The organism is Nostoc sp. C117, assembly GCF_043099735.1.
Taxonomy (GTDB): domain Bacteria; phylum Cyanobacteriota; class Cyanobacteriia; order Cyanobacteriales; family Nostocaceae; genus Nostoc.
Genome location: NZ_CP170991.1, coordinates 7,802,394 through 7,820,614, shown reverse-complemented (window position 1 = coordinate 7,820,614; position 18,221 = coordinate 7,802,394). Strand labels below are relative to the sequence as shown.

Below are 18,221 nucleotides of genomic sequence, written 5' to 3'. Positions count from 1 at the left end.
GTATCACTTTGGAGTATAGCTATTTCAGTGATGATCCGTCTCATTCAGTGGGAAAACTTCCTCGTTTTTTTCGCGCTTCCATTGCTTTTTCTAGCAAATCTAGCAATCCTGGCGCTTCTTCTTGGATACTGAGTAAGAGTCTTTCTCCAAGTTCTATATTTCCTGGATCGAAGCCTGTTGCCATTACTTCCTTCAGGCGAGGGATCGCTATGCCATCGACAATTTGAATTAATCCACTCAGACAACGGTGAAATTGCCTTTCTGTGAGAATGGAGTCTTCCAGAGGAAACTCAATAATGGCACGGATTTCGCCATCAGATGGATCGTACTCCCATTGCAACATTTTGGTTTCCCAAGAAATGGCAAGCATTGTCTGTAGGATAGCTGCCTTGTGAGGATGCTCTTGAATTCCTGCCAGAACTTGAGGGGCAAATACCCGAAAAAATTTCCCTTCTTCATCCAACTGGACAACTATTAGGAAATCTTCTAAGTTATCAGCTTCCACACCTGTTATAATCCGGTCTTCTTCATCATCAAAACGGTAGTCCCAGCCAAGGTTGTCTAAGTACTTGGCAATCTGTTTAAGGTTAGCTCCCATAAAAGCCTCATAAGGAATGCTGGAGCAGCTAGTTACCAGACCTAGTTTAACCTGCTAGTGGTAGTTGTTTAGGTTGGTGTGGCTACTTATGGTAAATAGGTTATGAGGTATGGGGCATTGGGCATTGAGCATTGGGTATTGGAAAAACAGATTTTCATCCGGGGCTATGAATGATATTTTATGAGAGTGTCTTGCCTATTATTAAATAAGCGATAACTGCTTATTACCAAATCTTAACTATTCAAAGATATAGAATTAACTCACGGAAATTTTCATATTATTTTCCAAGTTTAATGAATAGATTGCTATATGAAGTAGCCTAAATCATTACAGAGAAACTCGATCTCCCACTTTCAATTCTGATAAATAAAATAAGATTCGCATAGCACCAGCCTGGTAAAGTTTTATATTACAAGCAACAAATTGTTTTTACCCAAATGTTTGTAGCGATCAATACATATTTTTTGTCTAGTAACTATGAAGTTTATGAATAAATCAGGTTTAATTGTAGCGATCGCACCCTTGGTCTTTGCAATTACAGCTTGTGGTGGTGGATCGGGACAAACATCAAATACAGCTAGCACTCCAGGGAGTAATCCAGTAGTACCAGCAAACCAAAATCGTTGGGATAGCATTAAAAGTCGTGGTCAAGTAATTTGTGGTGTCAGTGGCGAAGTCCCAGGGTTTAGCTTTGTGGGACCTGACGGTAAATACAGCGGTATTGATGTGGATATTTGCAGGGCGATCGCATCTGCTTTGTTTGATAACCCAGATGCAGTAGAATTTCGCAATCTCAATACCAAAGAGCGCTTTACAGCCTTGCAAACTGGGGAAGTAGACATTCTCAGCCGCAACACTACTTGGACTTTGAGTCGTGATACCTCAGTTGGTCTGGAATTTGCACCGGTGGTCTTTTATGACGGACAAGGCATTATGGTTCGGAAAACTAGTGGTATTAAATCCCTAGCAGACCTCAAAGGTAAAGCAATCTGCGTTCAAACTGGCACTACCACTGAGCAAAACTTAGCAGACCAAATGCGAAAAAGAAGCATCACTTACAAACCTGTTGTCTTTGAAGACGTTAACGTTACCTTTGCTACCTATGCCGAAGGACGTTGCGATGGTATCACAGCTGACCGTTCAGCATTGGTTTCTCGAGGTTCACTTCTACCCAAACCAGAAGATAACGTGATTCTTGAGGAAGTAATTTCTTCAGAACCCCTTGCACCAGCAGTCGCTAAAGGAGACACTCGGTTGGGTGATGCTGTCAAGTGGGTAGTTTATTCTCTGATCAAAGCTGAAGAATTGGGCATTAATTCCCAAAATTTGGGGCAGTTTGCCACTAGTAATGACCCAGATATTAAACGCTTTTTAGGTACAGAAGGCAACCTTGGTGAGGGACTTGGCTTAACAAAAGATTTTGCAGCAAGAGTAGTTAAACACGTGGGGAACTATGGTGAAATTTACGACCGCAACCTCGGTCCCAAAACAAAACTGAATCTAGCTCGCGGTAAAAATCAACTTTGGAACAAGAATGGATTGCTTTATTCTCCACCCTTTCGGTAGAGGGGACGGGAGATGGGGGAGACGGGGGAGACAAGGGGACAAGGGGACAAGGAGATAAACAAAACTCCTAACTCAGCATGGGCTAAAGCCCCGCTATCCATGTACAGCACTCCTAACGCCCAATGTCCAATGTCCAATCACAAATGACTCATAACTAATGACTAATTCAAAACCGCCTATATGGCGTGACGATCGCTTTTGGCGCATTGCATTGCAATTAGTTGCCGTATTTTTAGCAGTGTTTGTGGTATTAATACTGTGGGGTAATCTTAACCGAAATTTACAGCAATTAGGTATTCAGTTTGGTTTTGATTTTCTCAAGCAACAAGCTTCTTTTGATATTGGTGAAACGTTAATTACCTATAAACCAACTGACACATACAGTTATGCCTTATGGGTGGGGTTAATTAACTCGTTGCGCGTAGCGATCGCAGGAATTTTTCTCACGACAATTGTAGGGATAAGTGCTGGAATAGCCAGACTTTCTGATAACTGGCTAGTACGAAATATCACTATGGTTTATGTGGAGATTTTCCGTAATACGCCCTTACTGCTGCAATTACTATTCTGGTACTTTGCTATTTTTCTCAGTTTTCCTAAAACAGAAAATAAAATATCCCTTTGGGGTTTTATTGGCATTAGTCAAAATGGTTTAGAACTGCCTTGGTTTACCTTATCACCAGAGTTTTCAGCTTTGTTGTTGGGGTTAACTTTTTATACGGGTGCGTTTATTGCGGAAATTGTCCGAGGTGGGATTCAATCAGTATCTAAGGGACAATGGGAAGCAGCGCGATCGCTAGGATTAAAACCAGGGTTAGTGATGCGCCTGGTGATTTTTCCCCAAGCCTTGCGGGTAATTATTCCACCGTTAACGAGTCAGTATCTGAATTTGACGAAAAATTCCAGCTTAGCGATCGCGATCGGCTATCCTGATATTTATTTTGTCGCCTCTACCACCTTTAACCAAACAGGGAGAGCAGTAGAAGTAATATTACTAATTATACTGACCTATCTCACGTTGAGTTTGAGTATCTCTATAGTTATGAATTTATTTAATCGCACTGTGCAAATTAAAGAGAGATGAAGGAAAAATTAATTAAAAATTAAAAATTAAAAATTAAAAATTAAAAATTCAACAACTTCTGCTTTCCGTATCGTGTTTCTTAATGACAAATGACGAATCCTCAATTATTATGGCTGCGTAAAAACCTGTTTAGTACTTGGTACAACAGCTTGTTAACTGTTGTATGTTTGGTGTTGTTGTTTTGGATAGTACGGGGAGTGCTTAATTGGGCAACTAGTCAAGCACAATGGGCAGTAATTCAGGTTAATTTACCTTTATTTTTAGTTGGTCGGTTTCCCCAAACGCTATATTGGCGAGTTTGGATTGTGCTGGCGATCGCTTCAATCTTAAGTGCGATAACTGGAGGTCTATTCTTTGGTAAGCAACAGATAACAAGGTATAAAATTGTTTTATTTGCTTTGATATTCGGCGTTTTATTGCTTGTTTTCGCACTGGATTTTACATCACGCATGTGGTTACTACTAATTGCAGTTTTACTATTTATAGGTTTTTGGTTTGGCGGGAAGTTTACTAAGCTATTAACTCCTTGGCTTTCTCTACTATGGTTATTATCTTTTCCCGTCATTTTTTGGCTAATTAGTGGTGGATTTGGATTGCAACCTGTACCGACAAATTTGTGGAATGGTTTGCTACTTACCCTACTAATGGCAGCAGTTAGTATTGTCCTTTCTTTTCCCATTGGGGTTTTACTTGCTTTAGGGCGCACAACTGATTTACCTGTAGTGCGTTGGTTTTGTATCCTATATATTGAAATTATTAGGGGAGTCCCATTGATTGGGATTTTGTTCCTCGCTCAGGTAATGCTACCGTTATTTTTGTCAGCAGATGTACGTTTAGATCGAGTATTGCGAGGAATTGCCGGATTGATTTTATTTAGTGCTGCTTATATGGCAGAAAACGTGCGTGGTGGACTACAATCAGTTCCTCGTGGACAAATTGAAGCCGCAAAAGCACTAGGATTAAATACAGCTTTCGTTGTTTTATTAATTGTCTTACCTCAAGCTTTACGCGCTGTTATCCCGGCGATAGTTGGTCAGTTTATAAGCTTATTTAAAGACACTTCACTTTTATCTTTGGTCGGATTAGTAGAACTAACAGGTATTGCCCGTTCGATATTGGCACAGCCACAATTTATTGGTCGCTATGCAGAAGTTTATCTATTTATTGGATTTATATACTGGGTATTTTGTTACTCAATGTCCCTAGCTTCTCGGCAATTAGAAAAACAGTTAAGTCAGTAGTTAGCAGAGTTAAAAAATCAATTACCCAAGAGTGATTTTTGAGCCGGAAGTTAGAATGATTCTGTTATTGTGACTCATTTTAATTTTTTAACTTTGACGGTCTTTGTGATGTGATGGTATTATTACCTGGCAAAATCTTAGATAGACGATCGCGCTGTAAAATCTGACTAAATTAGGGTTATTATTGGTAGGCGATCGCTATTTTCATCCCATCAATCAGCTTGCCGCGAAGCATCGCTAATTTACTCGGTTAAATAATTCGGAGGTGTAAATCTGTGACAACAGAAAAAAAACCGATAATTATTGCTGAAGATGTTCACAAATGGTATGGTAAATTCCACGCTCTTCAGGGTGTAAGTTTGACAGTAAATCGCCAAGAAGTTGTAGTTTTAATGGGACCATCGGGTTCTGGTAAATCTACCTTTATCCGCACATTTAATGCTTTAGAAGAATACCAAAAAGGACGAATTGAAATTGACGGTATTACCCTTGGTCATGACTTGCGAAATGTTGAAGCAATTCGCCAAGAAGTGGGAATGGTATTTCAGCAATTTAATTTATTTCCTCATCTCACAGTATTGCAAAATATTACTTTGGCACCAATTTGGGTACGTCGATCGCCAAAAGTGAAAGCTGAAGAATTAGCAATGCAACTCTTAGAAAGAGTAGGAATTTTAGAACAAGCGCAGAAATACCCAGGACAGTTATCTGGTGGACAACAGCAACGGGTAGCGATCGCACGTGCTTTAGCTATGCAACCCAAAATTATGTTGTTTGACGAACCCACCTCAGCGTTAGATCCAGAAATGGTACGCGAAGTTTTGGATGTAATGCGAAACCTCGCTCGTGATGGGATGACAATGGTAGTCGTCACCCACGAAGTTGGATTTGCTCGTGAAGTCGCCGACCGAGTTATTTTAATGGATAGTGGTTCCCTCGTCGAATCAGCCACCCCAGACGCATTTTTCAGCAACCCCAAAGAAGAAAGAACACGCAAATTTTTGTCACAAATTCTCTAAAACCTCTGCGCCACTTTGCGTCCCTTTGCGTTTTACTCCTAACCCTTCCATCCGACAACTTCACACCAAGCTTGAGCATAAAATCCATCTGGGTGCCGACTCCACTCCCTTAAACCCTTACTCATAGCTGTCAGCCGCTCATCAGTCCAACCCTTCTCTACAGCTTGATCCTCCTTTGCAGAAGCCTGGATTCGCTCCGCCAGATATTCTGCGATCGCACTCAGCGGCTGATAACATTCATAAGAAGCGGAAGCTTTGATATTAGTAAACCCAGTTTCCCGCAGCAAAGCGCGTAACTCTCTACCCACATAAGGATTACCAGAATTCTGCTCATGGAGCCATTTGTAATAAGTAATCGCCCGATCCAGTTCTGGCGGGAACGGTGCAATCAGACATCCACCCCAGTCAGGACTACGAAGACCTAAAATTCCCCCCGGTTTCAAAACTCGCTGAAGTTCTGCTAACGCTTCCACAGGTTTTTGAAGATGCTCAAACAGCGCATGAGAAAAAATCGCGTCAAAAGAGTTATCTTCAAAGGGTAGAGCATATATATTCCCCTCCAAAAAATTAGCATTGCTGACAGCGTGGGTAAAAGCACTTTCAGCAGCGATTCGGATTTGAGAAGCTTCTCGATCAATACCAGTAAGCGTACCAGGAGCGATCGCTTTTGCTAAACCCAGAGCGATCGAACCGGGGCCGCAACCACAATCTAGTAAATTCATCCCTGGGCGTAAATAAGGCTTGAAAAACGCAGCATGAGTATCTAAGCTGCGCTTTGCCATAAAATTCATCGCATTAATCGAATAGCCTGGAGTATACTTTTCTGGCATAGTTGTGACTCCCTCAAATATCTGTATGAGTATCATAGGGAGCTATTTTTGAGATGTCCAATATATATTTATAGAAAATTGAAACTTATAAAGTATCAAAAAAAATGGAATTGCGACATCTGCGCTACTTTATTGCTGTCGCTGAAGAACTGCACTTCAGTAGAGCCGCCGAGCGACTGCATATTGCTCAACCGCCCTTAAGCCAGCAAATTCAGCAACTAGAGGCGCAATTGGGGGTAGAACTGTTTCACCGCAAAACCAAGCGACAGGTACAACTAACGCAAGCTGGACAAGTTTTTTTGCAAGAAGCTTATCAACTTTTAGCTCAACTCCAAAAAGCAATTGAGCTAACCCAAAAAACAGGAAAAGGTGAAAAGGGACAATTGCGAATCGGGTTTACCAGTTTGGTAACTTATGATTTGCTTCCTGTGATTTTGCGGCGGTTTCGAGAACAGTTTCCAGAAATAGAGTTGGTATTGCAGGAATTAACCACAACTCAGCAGGAACAAGCCCTACAGTATAGCCGCATTCATGTAGGCTTTGCCCATCCACCGTTAGAAGACAACACACTTAATCAAGAGTGCATTCAGCGAGAAGCTTTAATTGTGGCGATGTTAGAAACTCATCTCTTAGCGGAACAAGAAAAGATTTCAGTGCGATCGCTAGTAAACGAAAACTTTATCATGTTCCCTCGGCATTTAGGCCCCGGACTTTACGACCAAATTGTAAGCCTTTGTCAGCAAGGAAATTTCAGCCCGAAAGTGACTCAAGAAGCGATTCAGATGCAGACGATTATCGGATTAGTGTCAGCGGGAATGGGAATTGCGATCGCGCCGTCTTCATTGCAAAATCTTCAGAGAACTGGTGTAGTTTATCGCGCTTTAGAGGAGAAAACACCATTAATAGAAACGGCTGTAGTGTGGCGGGAGGAGGATATGACGCCTGTATTAAGAAAATTTCTACAAGTTGTCAGGAGTATCTGTTGAGAAATGACAACCCTCTGCTTGCAAAGAGGTTACGCGAACACGAGTTAGCTTTATTTTTGCCAACTTACTTATTTTTTTGAAAGTTTCGCTACTTTGTCAATGTATTATTGAAGTGAAAATTATTAAATCAATTCCTGTCATAAGTTGGAATTAAAGCTGTGTCTGCTAAAGATGCTTTTCATACAGTTGTCAAAACAGCACTTGAGAAAGAAGGGTGGTTAATCACTCACTATCCTTATACTCTCCAGGCGGGAACCCTTGAGCTATATATTGATTTAGGAGCAGAAAAAATTATTGCAGCCGAAAAACAAGGACAAAAAATAGCTGTTGAAATTAAAAGTTTTTTGAGTCCGTCAAAAATCACAGAACTTTATGCTGCATTAGGACAATTTATCATTTACCGAATTGCTTTACAAAAACAAGAAGCCAATCGCACTTTATATTTAGCAGTTCCTAGTACTGTTTACAATGAGTTTTTTATACTTCCATTTATCCAATCTGTCATTCAAAGTAATCAACTCTGTTTACTAATTTATAATATTGAACAGGAGGCGATCGCCCAATGGCAAAGCTAGAGGAATATCGACAATATATTAAGAATTTGCTTCAACAACACGCTAGTACTGTTTGGGATAATCGCATTCAAGCAGAGACGATTTTTGATACAGAACACGATCGTTATCAATTAGTTTATGTAGGTTGGCGCGAACAAGACCGCATATATGGGCCTGTTCTCCATCTAGATATTATTGACGAGAAAATCTGGATTCAGCAAGATGGGACAGAGGTAGGTATTGCTAATGAATTGGTTGAATTAGGTGTCCCAAAAGAAGATATTGTTTTAGGTTTTCAGTTACCATCTGTGCGGAAATATACAGATTTTGCTGTTAGTTAATTGAATTTATTAAAAATAGCGATCGCCTGTATAAAACAATATTTCAGTCTCAATAATATTTATTATTGATAATGATATTTACAAGTCAAAATAATCAATAAATCTTCTTGCACTTTGTAAACTAATCTATGTTCATCTGTGATCCTCCTTGACCAGTAACCTTGTAATTCATATTTTAATGGTTCTGGCTTCCCTATCCCTGCAAAAGGATCTCTTTGTATATCTCTAATCAGTTCCAATATTTTTTTGAAAATTTTCTTGTCTTCTGTTGCCCACTGACCTAATTGTTCAAAAGCTTCTGGTTCAAAGGCAATTTTTTTCATATTCATCTAAATCCACATAAATTAGATTTCCTTTTTCTACATTTTCCAAAGCTTTGAGCAGATGTTTTTTGTTAGTCTCTGATTTCAAAAGATAAGTAGTTTCATCCTCTTCAGTTGATGGTTCAACTAGCACAATAACTTCTACAACTGTTCCTTCTGGTAGTTCCGTTGCTGAAAGTTCAATCCTGCCATCTTTTCCAACAACAGCTTTTTGTTTAATCCCACTAAGCATAATTTATATTTACTCTTATCTTTACCACCTTATTGTAACTTTTAATTGAGGGCTGGTTTCAAGCCGCGTTCAACAGCCACTTTTAAGGCTCTTGCTTTACTTACTAAACCACGTATGTAGACTTGCATGAGTTCATCAAGTTGATGAACTTCTGCATCATTAAGCTGTCCCTCTCGGTGACGCGCTTGCAAGTCACTGAAAACCTCTTGCTGCTGAGTTTCCATCTGCATATCGCACATAGCCAAAACCTGATCATCCGGTAATGACTCCATAGGTAGTTCGGTAATGGCGCGGTCAATCCATTCTAGTAATACATCTTCAAGTCGCCGATGTGTGAAAGCAGCGATTTCCTTTGCTTTTTGTGCCACTGTTTCAGGGAGTTGAAGGGTGACAATTTCAGCCATTTTCTACCTTCTTGCCTTTTACTTATGATTGTATCTGCGATCGCTCTGCATCTTCTGGTTAAAAAGAGCGATCGCTATTGCATAAACTACAACTCAAATTGGGAATACTGAGTATATTGGCTGCATAGAGGCAAAGTATCTTCTTGCCATGCCTGCTGCTGAAGATTTATCAACTAGGAGATAATTGTGAGTTTACTTATTAAAGCTTCCTTTGCGCTTGCGCCTCATATTGCCAATGGGTTAGCTAAGGGAATATATGTACTATGTGGGAGTGTAATCCGGGATACTGCAACAAATAATGTCCTTGGATTTTTAAGAGGGACAACTCAAACCCCTAAAAGTTCTCATAACATACTAAACCTGATTATTTCTGGTGCAAATTTGCTAACTTCAGGAGCAAATATAGCCGTGTCAGCTAAGGGATTTAGCAATATTAACCAGCGATTAGATAAGGAATTTGGTGATGTTAACCAGCAACTAGGTAATATTGAAAATCAAATTCGAGCAATTGGAAAACCTTTACAAATAAGTCCACAACTTTTGCAGATAAGTAGTGCTGGTAGTGTACTTAATCTTGGGGTATCTGTAATGGGTTTTGCTGTCATATCACAGCGTCTCAATGAGATAGAAAACCAATTAAAACAAGCAGCAGAATTGTTAAATAAAATTAATCGTAAAATTGACCTCAGTTTCTATGCTAACTTCCATGCTGGAATCGAATTAGCAGTTAATGCCTTTACAATGACTAAAATTGAGAACCGTAGAAGCAGTGCCTTACAAGCCATCAATCGATTCTTAGAGGCAGAACATATTTACAAAGATTACACAATTAATGAACTTTCCAATAAAAGCCCAATTATTGACAAATATATACTGACATTATCTTTAGCATATATTGCAGAAGCACGTTGTCATTTAGAACTGGAAGAACATGAAACAGCACTTCGTCGTTTCCAAGAAGGGGGAAAATTTATCAGGCTGCTGCTTAAAAAATATATTGAACTCATGCTTACTTCTAATCCAGCAGCATACTTACATCCTCAGTTTAAAGGTCAGATTGATTTGCATAAACTAACCCAAATTTACCAATGGATTGACCCAAATTTTGATGAAAATACAGTTTTCGAGATGCAACGCGAGAATATATTTAAACTGACTCAAAGTCATGATGAATGGCTATCCTCCCTTCCATCCGCAATTGTAGATCGCAGCGAAATTCAATGGGGCATATTCGGAGGAAATCCTACTCCATTCACAGGGAGATTTGAAAAAGAAGCTTACAAACGTCTTCCCCAAGTATTTGAAGTAATGGAATCTATGATTGAAACCAATCGCCGCTTTGAATCTTACCAAACAGAATTACAAGCAATATCCCAACTAGGAATCAGTTTTCATGACTGGCTTAAATTAACTCCGTCTACAGAGATTAAACCGGACGGCACAGAATTAATGTACATCATTCCGTCCAAACCTCTAGAGTTACAGCCTTCGATATGAACTAAATACAGGATTAAAGATGAATTAATCAAGATCAAGAAAGTCTCTAGGAGTAATAATCTTGTTTTGATATTCGGCTAGGATATTGAGTGATAAAAGGTCTTGATCTCCTGTGATTAAAAATTCTGCATTGGCATCTTTAGCAAGTTCTAAAAATTTGTTGTCACCTGGATCTCTACAGATGTTTATTTGAGATTTTATTTCTATAAATTGACTGTACTTTTTAACTATGCCCAAAAAATCTTGTCGGTCTTCATCTGAGATATATTTATCGAACTTAGGTTTATAAATTCGTGTATTTAATTCTTGATAAGTTTCATCGCTTTGAGCAATTTTGAATTCTTTATAGAGTTTATCTAGGGCTTTACGGGCTGTTCCATTAGGACTTAGAGCAGCACTAAGTAAAACATTTGTGTCAATGACAATTAGTTTATGATTCATCGGCAAGTAATTCTTCTAGAGTTTCTTCGGTTAATCCTTTGGCTTGAGCATTTCTGCCGATTCTGTCAAAAACACTAAGTAAATCTTCATCTTTATTATTTGAAAAGGTTTTCTTTATTTCTTGAATAAGTTGTTCTTGTTCTTGTGCAGGAAGTTGTAAGACAAGATTAAGAATTTGCTCGAAGGTTAGGGGGAGTTGATAGGTTTTTTGAGTCATGGTGAGTTCTGGAGTTAGGGAATAGAAACTTGTTAGCTTTTTTAATCAGGTTTGAGCCAGTTTTCTACTTTTAAATCACGATTCCTCTATACCTTGGTGAATTGCATTATCCATATCCTCAAGAGTTTTAGGTTTTCCTTGATGTTTTAAACAACCTGCTACATCATCTAACTTAGTTTCTGGAAAAGGTTTCTTAGGCTTTAAAAGAATTCCATCACCCATATTAATAACAATAAATTCTTGACCTACTTCCCATTGATTAGCTTCCCGTAAAGATTGGGGAATAATTACTTGTCCTTGAGGGGACAATTTTATAATTTCCATTATATTTAGAAGTAAAAAATATCAGACTAATATAAAAATTTTAGCATTTTTGATTATTTCAATTTATCCTCTTCCTCTGTGTTCTCTGCACCTCTGTAGTTCGTCAAAAAAAGGACGAACCCAAAAGTTCGCCCTTAAGATAGTATTATGCTGTTGCTAAATCCAAACCCAAATCTAAATCTTCGCTTCTTCTCTCACCAACTTATCCCAACCCAAATCTTTCAAATTATTATTCCGACGTAGCGGACGAGTCACCAACTCTAACATGTCACGCGCATTCGTAAAGCCGTGAATTTGAGCAAAAGTGAACTCCACAGACCACTTTGTATTAATACCCCGTGCTTCCAACGGATTAGCGTGAGCCATACCAGTAATTACCAAATCTGGTTTTAACTCATAAATCCGCTGGAGTTGATTGTAATTATCTGGTTTCTCTACAATCCTTGGCAGGGGTGAATTCATTTCCTGGCAAGTTTTCTCCAGCAATGCCAACTCAGCAGCTTGATAGCGCTTATCCATGTAGGGAATGCCGATTTCGTGAACAGTCATCCCGCAACGGATTAAGAATCTTGCTTGGGAAACTTCCAGCAAGTTATCACCCATGAAGAATACAGATTTACCGCGAATCAGTTTCACGTAATCTTCCAAACCTGCCCAAATTTGCGCTTCCCGTTCATCCAAACCCTTGGGAGTAATACCGAACACCGAGCAGATTTTCTCAATCCAAGCGCGGGTGCCATCGGGACCAATGGGGAAGGGTGCGCCAATGAGTTTACATTTGCGGCGGCGCATTAAGGTGGTAGCTGTGCGGCTGAGGAAGGGGTTGACACCAGCGACATAATACCCTTCTTCCAATACTGGCAATTCAGTGAAGCGCTTCGCGGGTAGCCAGCCGGAAACTTTGATGCCTTGTTTCTTCAGTTCCAAGGTTAACTGAGTAACTACGGGGTCGGGAAGAGAGCCAAAGAGAACCAGTGGTGGATGGTCTACGTACTCAGATTCATCTTGGGCGACATCTTCTTTCTTTTTACCAAAGTTGAGCAACTTAGCGATCGCATTACGTTCACTTTTCTCTGTTTCCGCCACAGGAGACTTATCAGGACAACGGTTAGCCATTGCGGCTAACACAGTGTCTTCCCCTTGGGTGAAGGCGTAATCTAGACCATTTGCCCGCGCTACAACAATGGGAATTCCGATTTCAGATTCTAGCTTCGGTGCTAAACCTTCCAAATCTGTTTTGATAATTTCTGTAGTGCAAGTGCCAATCCAGACAATTACACTAGGATTGCGATCGCGTTTAATTTGCAAGCACAACCGTTTTAACTCTTCATAATCATTCAACTGTGCTGAAATATCGCCCTCTTCCAACTCTGCCATTGCATAGCGGGGTTCAGCAAAAATCATCACCCCCATCGCATTTTGTAGGAAGTAGCCACAGGTTTTTGTCCCAATCACCAAAAAGAAGCTATCTTCAATTTTTTGGTATAACCACGCCACGCAGCTAATTGGACAAAAGGTATGGTAATTTCCAGTTTCACATTCAAAGCTTAAAGCTTCTGGTTGTTGAGCGACAGTCATTTTGGTTTTTTCTCCCCTTGATATTTAATGGCAGTTCAACCAATTTTAGATTTTAGATTGATAATTTTGGATTGAAGGCTGGGACAACAAAAGTATCCGCTGTCTAACGACAATTTCCCTAATTCCTGATCCAAAACCCCAAATCTAAAACTTAAAATTGTGAGGAACAGCAATAATTAAGCGTTGGGGAAGAGGCGGGCAATTTCTGATTCATCAAAAACACCTGCTGGCAGTTCTTCCCCTAAAAAATCGTTGTTTTCTTCAGCCTTTTGTAAAGCTGTTTCATCACCCCAGACATCTGACAACACGTCTTTAAAGGCATTCTCATCTAATGGCTCTTCAAGTGCTTCGTCATCCAGCTTTACTTCCATTGCTGCTGTTGTACCGAAGCCCATGTCCCCAAACTCATCTGCTTCTAAACTAGAGACTTGGAGAGACTCATCTTTTGAATCGTGTCCATTGGTTAAGGAAATATCGCCAAATTCATTTTCGATTTCCCCCAACTCGTCGATCCCCAGGCTTTCATCTTCAGAATCCACCATTGTGAATTCTTGAACTACTGCCGCTACCGCAAAGCCATTTGTATGAGCATGTGTCAATGTTTCATCTTCTGGCTTTTCGTCAACGATCGCTGCTGCTTCTTCTACGTATTTCTCTACATCTGGGTTGACGACGAAGCGATTACCGAGAGCTAAATCTGGGTCAAAATGCAAATCCAGCACTTCAATCAGCGTATCCGCGTCAGGATTAAGTTTGGCAAAGGGCAACATTAACTGCGCTAGCTTTGGCTCTAGGGCGTTAAGAACTCCCAGGATGAGGTAAGAAGGTGGTCGCTTCCCGCCATCAGGGGTATACACTGATTCCACTTCCATGTGCAGAGTAATCCAGTCTCGATTACTCTGGAAAAATTGCAACCACTTCTGCTTTATTGAATCCGTAAAGCTGTGAAAGAATGCCATGTTATTGTCCCCCATCCTGAGAATTTGGTGATTTATACAATCATCAAGTCTAGTTCTTCTTGTGAATTAGGAACCTGGGGTTTACCCGGATTTAGATAAAAATCGGACAACAAAGAGAACAACTCCCGATCTGGTGTGTCGTTAGGGACAACACCTTCAGGACGCGCCAGAATTTGGTCGGCGATGTTGAGATAGTAGTCGCAAACGTACTCTAGGGAAGGATCTTGCTCTGCCATCTCAAACAAAGTTTTGCCTTTCACACGGGAAACACGGATATCTTCAATTAAAGGTAAAACTTCCAGAACTGGCATTGGCACAGCTTCTATATATTTTTCAATCAAATCGCGCTTGGAGGTGCGATTGCCAATTAACCCAGCTAAACGCAGTGGGTGAGTTCGGGCTTTTTCGCGGACTGAAGCAGCAATGCGGTTGGCAGCGAATAAAGCATCGAAACCATTGTCTGTAACAATCAGGCAGTAATCTGCATAGTTGAGTGGTGCAGCAAATCCACCGCAAACTACGTCGCCGAGAACGTCAAAAAGAATTACATCGTACTCATCAAAGGCGTTGAGTTCTTTAAGTAATTTAACTGTTTCACCGACTACATAACCGCCACATCCAGCACCCGCAGGTGGACCACCAGCTTCTACGCAATCAACACCGCCGTAGCCTTTGTAAATCACATCTTCTGGCCAGACATCTTCGTAGTGATAGTCCTTTTCTTGGAGGGTGTCGATAATTGTCGGAATCAAAAATCCAGTCAGGGTGAAGGTACTGTCATGTTTTGGGTCGCAGCCAATTTGCAGCACTTTTTTGCCACGTTTAGCTAGGGCGACGGATATATTACAGCTAGTTGTGGATTTACCGATACCACCTTTTCCATAGACCGCTAGTTTCACTGTTGTTTCCCTCTTATTAGCTTCTTGTCAAACTTGTGGCTCAAACATTTGCCTTCACCTGTCCTGAGATGGCGATGCGTGAGGTGTGTTGATGTCATTATTGGGCAAATTACCTAGAAAAGAAAGTGGCTATGAATTTGTAAAACGGTTTTATCTGATTTATGAGAGATTAATTTAGCCCTATTTAGAATTTTATTACTCTAAAAGACTTTAATAGCTCTAAAAAGATTTAATAAAAAGTTTTTATAAATTATTTTTATAAAAAGAGTTACAAAATACAAAAATAAATTAGAGTCTATTTTCAATGGTTTTCATAGAATTAGCTGATGTTAGTACAACGTGTTTTCAGGGTATTGGGGCGTATGCTCAAGGGTAAAGATAGTTATATGCAGCCTGATGCTGGAAATACTAATGGAATTTGCGTTAGCGTAGCTCAACGTTCGTGAAGCGTCTCGAACAGAAGGTATCGGAGATAAATTCCCAAGTTTCACTCGCTAGCCAAAACCATTTAATTGCTGCTTGAGAGTAAGTTAGTGCAATTTTGTAACATATTATTAAATTGCCAAATATTCTCTAAAATTCTTAAAATCTCTAGGCTCCGCTAAATTAAGCAGGTAGGCATTAAGAAATATTTCAGATAGGCGACCTATGAAGCTATTAGTGTCTAATACAGAAAAATAGCTTTTTGTCAAGCAGAAAAAACTTAATGTAAAACTAAATACCCCTGCGTTGAGAAAATTCAATCAATAAGCCACAGAAATAACCTTAATTTTCGCTGCCTTGATGTTAATTTGCTTGCTGGTTAGGGAATTATACTTATAAAGTAACCCCTAGCTTGAGGGTACAAATCGTCAAAGCTGGTTGCCAAATAAATTTATTTATAAAAAGCTTCATCAAAAATATGGAAGTTAAATTAGGATTTGGAGCTATTCCCAAACCTTAATATGTCTGTGTCAGCAAAGAATCTGATTACTGCTGGTATATGCTATCTGATGATAAAAAATAAATCCCAATTTATGACAGAGCTTTGACTGAAGTTCATCATCTTATCATTCCAGTCAGTTCCGGAGAAAAAACAATTGTATTTTGTGCAATTTATAATCTCTAGATCCCCCTAAATCCCGTTTCAAAAGGGGGACTTTAATTTTGGTTCCTCGCTTTTTTAAGGGGGATTAGGGGGTATCAACAAGTGTCTCAAATCACAGCTAACTACTTTTAAAACATCCTCTTAGAACACAGCTTGAATCTTTTTCCTATTTCGGAATTTATTGACTCTCGCGTTATCCTATGAAAAAGATAAAACTATTGCGATCGTAGGGAGGTTTTTCCCGCTGAGGGAATTCCAACAACTAAATCATCTCGTCGGATAGACAGGCAAAAAGCCTGCCCTCTCTGAAATATGGGAAAATTTTGGTGAAATCTCTCAAGACTTAGGACTCGTTAGTTATCTGCTCATTCAAGACTCAGGACTTTCTATGTTAGCAGGCACAATTTTGCAAGATGGAAAATATACCCTAATCCAAGAAATAGGGCGGGGTGGCTTTGGTATTACGTTTAAAGCTACCCATCACTACTTGGGTCAGGAGGTGGTGATGAAAACCATCAATGAAAGGCTGCGACAACATCCTGATTTTGCTAAGTTTGAGCGCCAATTCCAAGATGAAGCCAGACGATTAGCTACTTGTATCCACCCAAATATAGTCCGAGTCAGTGACTTTTTTGTGGAAGCTGGGCTGCCTTATATGGTGATGGAATATATTCCTGGGCAAACTTTAGGCGATGCATTTGTATTGCCAGGAATAGCTTTACCTGAAACCACAGCAATTCATTACATCCAGCAAATTGGGGCAGCGTTGCAAGTCGTACACAATAACGGTTTGCTGCACCGAGATGTCAAACCAGATAATATTATCCTCCGCCAAGGAACACAAGAAGTAGTACTAATTGATTTTGGCATTGCCAGGGAATTTAATGGCGGTGTCAGGCAGACGCACACAGGTTTGGTTTCTGAGGGCTATTCTCCCATAGAACAGTATTTAACCCAAGCACAGCGCACGCCCGCCACTGATGTTTATGGTTTAGCAGCAACCTTGTATGCACTGTTAACAGCACAAGTTCCAATGCCAGCATTATTGCGCGATCGCGAGCAAATGCCTGCGCCCCGAGAACTACAACCACACTTGAGTGCTGCTGTCAACCAAGCGGTAATGCGTGGTATGGCGGTGGAATCTCGTTTTCGTCCCGCAACTGTTGCTGAGTGGCTACAATTGCTACCGGGGAATCGAGTGAATGTGACAGCACAAGCCTTACCCACTTATGCAGTGCCAACTGTCAATTTATCAGCCTACCAGGCAGAAACTCTCATTGGAAGCTCTTCGCAAAAAGCGATCGCTAAGGAGAATGTACAAGCCAAAAAACAAGGATTGTCTCAAATCTTTCTTGGTATTGGTGTAGCCTTAGTTGCTGCTACAGTAGGTTTCGCCATCACTAACATGTTACCAAAATCTCAGCCGCAGCCAACTGCAAAGCCGCTTTTTGAACAACCTACTCAAGATTCGGGCGCAAAAGGACCTGACTCTAATGATAGATCTTCCCCTGGGAATCAAGAAACTAACAGTACTGCAACATCTGAATCTGCACCCGCATCTAATGTCAGGCGGCGTCGGCGCGATCGCCCTTCTTCTCAAGAAGAACCTTTGAGCAGCCCCACAAAAGAATCACAAGGCAGCGATTCGGAAAAATCCATACCTTCGCCTAGTGTTTCCCCCACACCCTCCCTAGTCGAAAAACTACGGGCAATCCGATCGTCTCGTAGTGCTTCCCCCAGAGGATTACCGGACAATAAGTTACCATCTTCTAATGAGAATTCTGCCTTCCCTAAACCTGCGATTCCATCCAATTCTGTAGTTATACCAGCAGCACCACCTCCAAAATCCAAACAGTCAGATCCTTCTGGTGTAGTAGTACCAACATTGGAAAAGCAAGATTCATCGACTGATAGTGAAACGCAAAGCGATCGTAATTAAAATAATTCGTAATTCACGAATATCAAGCAAGAATCAGGTATAAAGCCCAAAACTCCAAGCCAGATATACAGATTTTTTCTGTGTCGTGTCTCAAAACTTATA

The 18,221-nt window shown here is 40.3% G+C and carries 20 protein-coding genes; 9 read left to right on the top strand and 11 right to left on the bottom strand.

Features of this window, described 5'->3' with window-relative positions; genetic code table 11:
- Positions 1-40: 40 nt before the first annotated feature.
- Positions 41-598, bottom strand: a complete 558-nt coding sequence (locus ACFG4S_RS33495; RefSeq protein WP_392533142.1) for a hypothetical protein — start codon at positions 596-598, stop codon at positions 41-43.
- Positions 599-1,084: 486 nt separating this feature from the next.
- Between ACFG4S_RS33495 and ACFG4S_RS33490 the strand changes: the two genes are divergently transcribed.
- The 4 genes from ACFG4S_RS33490 (at position 1,085) to ACFG4S_RS33475 (ending at position 5,508) form a co-directional block, all read left to right on the top strand.
- On the top strand, positions 1,085-2,164 hold the full coding sequence (locus tag ACFG4S_RS33490; RefSeq protein WP_392533141.1) for an amino acid ABC transporter substrate-binding protein: 1,080 nt from the start codon (positions 1,085-1,087) through the stop codon (positions 2,162-2,164).
- Between the two features lie 157 nt (positions 2,165-2,321).
- On the top strand, positions 2,322-3,248 hold the full coding sequence (locus ACFG4S_RS33485) for an amino acid ABC transporter permease (RefSeq protein WP_392533140.1): 927 nt from the start codon (positions 2,322-2,324) through the stop codon (positions 3,246-3,248).
- A gap of 89 nt (positions 3,249-3,337) precedes the next feature.
- Complete coding sequence (locus tag ACFG4S_RS33480; protein WP_392533139.1) at positions 3,338-4,489, top strand: amino acid ABC transporter permease; 1,152 nt, start codon at positions 3,338-3,340, stop codon at positions 4,487-4,489.
- Positions 4,490-4,764: 275 nt separating this feature from the next.
- Positions 4,765-5,508, top strand: coding sequence for an amino acid ABC transporter ATP-binding protein (locus ACFG4S_RS33475; RefSeq protein ID WP_392533138.1), 744 nt, complete (start codon positions 4,765-4,767; stop codon positions 5,506-5,508).
- Between the two features lie 38 nt (positions 5,509-5,546).
- Here ACFG4S_RS33475 and ACFG4S_RS33470 read toward each other — a convergent pair whose 3' ends face one another.
- Positions 5,547-6,338: a methyltransferase domain-containing protein gene (locus ACFG4S_RS33470; protein WP_392533137.1), complete on the bottom strand. Its 792-nt coding sequence runs from the start codon at positions 6,336-6,338 to the stop codon at positions 5,547-5,549.
- A gap of 104 nt (positions 6,339-6,442) precedes the next feature.
- Between ACFG4S_RS33470 and ACFG4S_RS33465 the strand changes: the two genes are divergently transcribed.
- From ACFG4S_RS33465 to ACFG4S_RS33455, 3 genes are all read left to right on the top strand, one after another.
- Positions 6,443-7,324, top strand: coding sequence for a LysR family transcriptional regulator (locus tag ACFG4S_RS33465; protein WP_392533136.1), 882 nt, complete (start codon positions 6,443-6,445; stop codon positions 7,322-7,324).
- Between the two features lie 158 nt (positions 7,325-7,482).
- Positions 7,483-7,899: an element excision factor XisH family protein gene (locus ACFG4S_RS33460; protein WP_392533135.1), complete on the top strand. Its 417-nt coding sequence runs from the start codon at positions 7,483-7,485 to the stop codon at positions 7,897-7,899.
- Positions 7,887-8,219 (top strand): XisI protein, encoded by a 333-nt coding sequence (locus tag ACFG4S_RS33455; RefSeq protein ID WP_392533134.1) that lies wholly within the window; start codon positions 7,887-7,889, stop codon positions 8,217-8,219. Before ACFG4S_RS33460 ends, ACFG4S_RS33455 begins: the two co-directional genes overlap by 13 nt.
- Positions 8,220-8,281: 62 nt before the next feature.
- Here ACFG4S_RS33455 and ACFG4S_RS33450 read toward each other — a convergent pair whose 3' ends face one another.
- The 3 genes from ACFG4S_RS33450 to ACFG4S_RS33440 are packed head-to-tail and all read right to left on the bottom strand — an operon-like array spanning position 8,282 to position 9,178.
- The gene (locus ACFG4S_RS33450) at positions 8,282-8,542 is read right to left on the bottom strand and encodes a Txe/YoeB family addiction module toxin (RefSeq protein WP_392533133.1); all 261 of its coding nucleotides are present in this window, start codon (positions 8,540-8,542) and stop codon (positions 8,282-8,284) included.
- Positions 8,523-8,774, bottom strand: coding sequence for a hypothetical protein (locus ACFG4S_RS33445; protein WP_392533132.1), 252 nt, complete (start codon positions 8,772-8,774; stop codon positions 8,523-8,525). The genes ACFG4S_RS33450 and ACFG4S_RS33445 overlap by 20 nt, the downstream gene beginning before the upstream one ends.
- Before the next feature lie 41 nt (positions 8,775-8,815).
- Positions 8,816-9,178 (bottom strand): hypothetical protein, encoded by a 363-nt coding sequence (locus tag ACFG4S_RS33440; RefSeq protein ID WP_392533131.1) that lies wholly within the window; start codon positions 9,176-9,178, stop codon positions 8,816-8,818.
- 186 nt (positions 9,179-9,364) lie between these two features.
- Here ACFG4S_RS33440 and ACFG4S_RS33435 point away from each other — a divergent pair, with 186 nt between their 5' ends.
- Entirely contained in the window at positions 9,365-10,675 is a 1,311-nt protein-coding gene (locus ACFG4S_RS33435) for a hypothetical protein (RefSeq protein ID WP_392533130.1), read from the top strand.
- Positions 10,676-10,699: 24 nt separating this feature from the next.
- Here ACFG4S_RS33435 and ACFG4S_RS33430 read toward each other — a convergent pair whose 3' ends face one another.
- The 6 genes from ACFG4S_RS33430 to bchL form a co-directional block, all read right to left on the bottom strand.
- Positions 10,700-11,116 (bottom strand): putative toxin-antitoxin system toxin component, PIN family, encoded by a 417-nt coding sequence (locus tag ACFG4S_RS33430; protein WP_392533129.1) that lies wholly within the window; start codon positions 11,114-11,116, stop codon positions 10,700-10,702.
- Positions 11,106-11,333, bottom strand: coding sequence for a hypothetical protein (locus tag ACFG4S_RS33425; protein WP_392533128.1), 228 nt, complete (start codon positions 11,331-11,333; stop codon positions 11,106-11,108). Before ACFG4S_RS33425 ends, ACFG4S_RS33430 begins: the two co-directional genes overlap by 11 nt.
- A gap of 75 nt (positions 11,334-11,408) precedes the next feature.
- Positions 11,409-11,657 carry an AbrB/MazE/SpoVT family DNA-binding domain-containing protein gene (locus tag ACFG4S_RS33420; RefSeq protein WP_392533127.1) on the bottom strand — a complete coding sequence of 83 codons (249 nt, stop codon included), beginning with the start codon at positions 11,655-11,657 and terminating at the stop codon, positions 11,409-11,411.
- A 174-nt stretch (positions 11,658-11,831) separates the two neighbouring features.
- Positions 11,832-13,235 carry a ferredoxin:protochlorophyllide reductase (ATP-dependent) subunit N gene (locus ACFG4S_RS33415; protein ID WP_190891342.1) on the bottom strand — a complete coding sequence of 468 codons (1,404 nt, stop codon included), beginning with the start codon at positions 13,233-13,235 and terminating at the stop codon, positions 11,832-11,834.
- Positions 13,236-13,411: 176 nt separating this feature from the next.
- Entirely contained in the window at positions 13,412-14,194 is a 783-nt protein-coding gene (locus ACFG4S_RS33410; RefSeq protein WP_392533126.1) for a DUF5331 domain-containing protein, read from the bottom strand.
- Between the two features lie 32 nt (positions 14,195-14,226).
- Positions 14,227-15,093, bottom strand: coding sequence for a ferredoxin:protochlorophyllide reductase (ATP-dependent) iron-sulfur ATP-binding protein (bchL, locus tag ACFG4S_RS33405; protein ID WP_392533125.1), 867 nt, complete (start codon positions 15,091-15,093; stop codon positions 14,227-14,229).
- Between the two features lie 1,475 nt (positions 15,094-16,568).
- Here bchL and ACFG4S_RS33400 point away from each other — a divergent pair.
- A complete protein-coding gene (locus tag ACFG4S_RS33400) occupies positions 16,569-18,119 on the top strand; it encodes a serine/threonine-protein kinase (RefSeq protein WP_392533124.1) in 1,551 nt (516 codons plus the stop codon).
- The last annotated feature ends 102 nt before the right edge of the window (positions 18,120-18,221 follow it).

What these genes read in the sequence shown, in the direction of transcription:
- ACFG4S_RS33495 (WP_392533142.1), bottom strand. Translation starts at nt 598, where the DNA reads ATGGGAGCTAACCTTAAACAGATTGCCAAGTACTTAGACAACCTTGGC.
- ACFG4S_RS33490 (WP_392533141.1), top strand. Translation starts at nt 1,085, where the DNA reads ATGAATAAATCAGGTTTAATTGTAGCGATCGCACCCTTGGTCTTTGCA.
- ACFG4S_RS33485 (WP_392533140.1), top strand. Translation starts at nt 2,322, where the DNA reads ATGACTAATTCAAAACCGCCTATATGGCGTGACGATCGCTTTTGGCGC.
- ACFG4S_RS33480 (WP_392533139.1), top strand. Translation starts at nt 3,338, where the DNA reads ATGACGAATCCTCAATTATTATGGCTGCGTAAAAACCTGTTTAGTACT.
- ACFG4S_RS33470 (WP_392533137.1), bottom strand. Translation starts at nt 6,338, where the DNA reads ATGCCAGAAAAGTATACTCCAGGCTATTCGATTAATGCGATGAATTTT.
- ACFG4S_RS33465 (WP_392533136.1), top strand. Translation starts at nt 6,443, where the DNA reads ATGGAATTGCGACATCTGCGCTACTTTATTGCTGTCGCTGAAGAACTG.
- ACFG4S_RS33455 (WP_392533134.1), top strand. Translation starts at nt 7,887, where the DNA reads ATGGCAAAGCTAGAGGAATATCGACAATATATTAAGAATTTGCTTCAA.
- ACFG4S_RS33450 (WP_392533133.1), bottom strand. Translation starts at nt 8,542, where the DNA reads ATGAAAAAAATTGCCTTTGAACCAGAAGCTTTTGAACAATTAGGTCAG.
- ACFG4S_RS33445 (WP_392533132.1), bottom strand. Translation starts at nt 8,774, where the DNA reads ATGCTTAGTGGGATTAAACAAAAAGCTGTTGTTGGAAAAGATGGCAGG.
- ACFG4S_RS33440 (WP_392533131.1), bottom strand. Translation starts at nt 9,178, where the DNA reads ATGGCTGAAATTGTCACCCTTCAACTCCCTGAAACAGTGGCACAAAAA.
- ACFG4S_RS33430 (WP_392533129.1), bottom strand. Translation starts at nt 11,116, where the DNA reads ATGAATCATAAACTAATTGTCATTGACACAAATGTTTTACTTAGTGCT.
- ACFG4S_RS33425 (WP_392533128.1), bottom strand. Translation starts at nt 11,333, where the DNA reads ATGACTCAAAAAACCTATCAACTCCCCCTAACCTTCGAGCAAATTCTT.
- ACFG4S_RS33420 (WP_392533127.1), bottom strand. Translation starts at nt 11,657, where the DNA reads ATGGAAATTATAAAATTGTCCCCTCAAGGACAAGTAATTATTCCCCAA.
- ACFG4S_RS33415 (WP_190891342.1), bottom strand. Translation starts at nt 13,235, where the DNA reads ATGACTGTCGCTCAACAACCAGAAGCTTTAAGCTTTGAATGTGAAACT.
- ACFG4S_RS33410 (WP_392533126.1), bottom strand. Translation starts at nt 14,194, where the DNA reads ATGGCATTCTTTCACAGCTTTACGGATTCAATAAAGCAGAAGTGGTTG.
- ACFG4S_RS33400 (WP_392533124.1), top strand. Translation starts at nt 16,569, where the DNA reads ATGTTAGCAGGCACAATTTTGCAAGATGGAAAATATACCCTAATCCAA.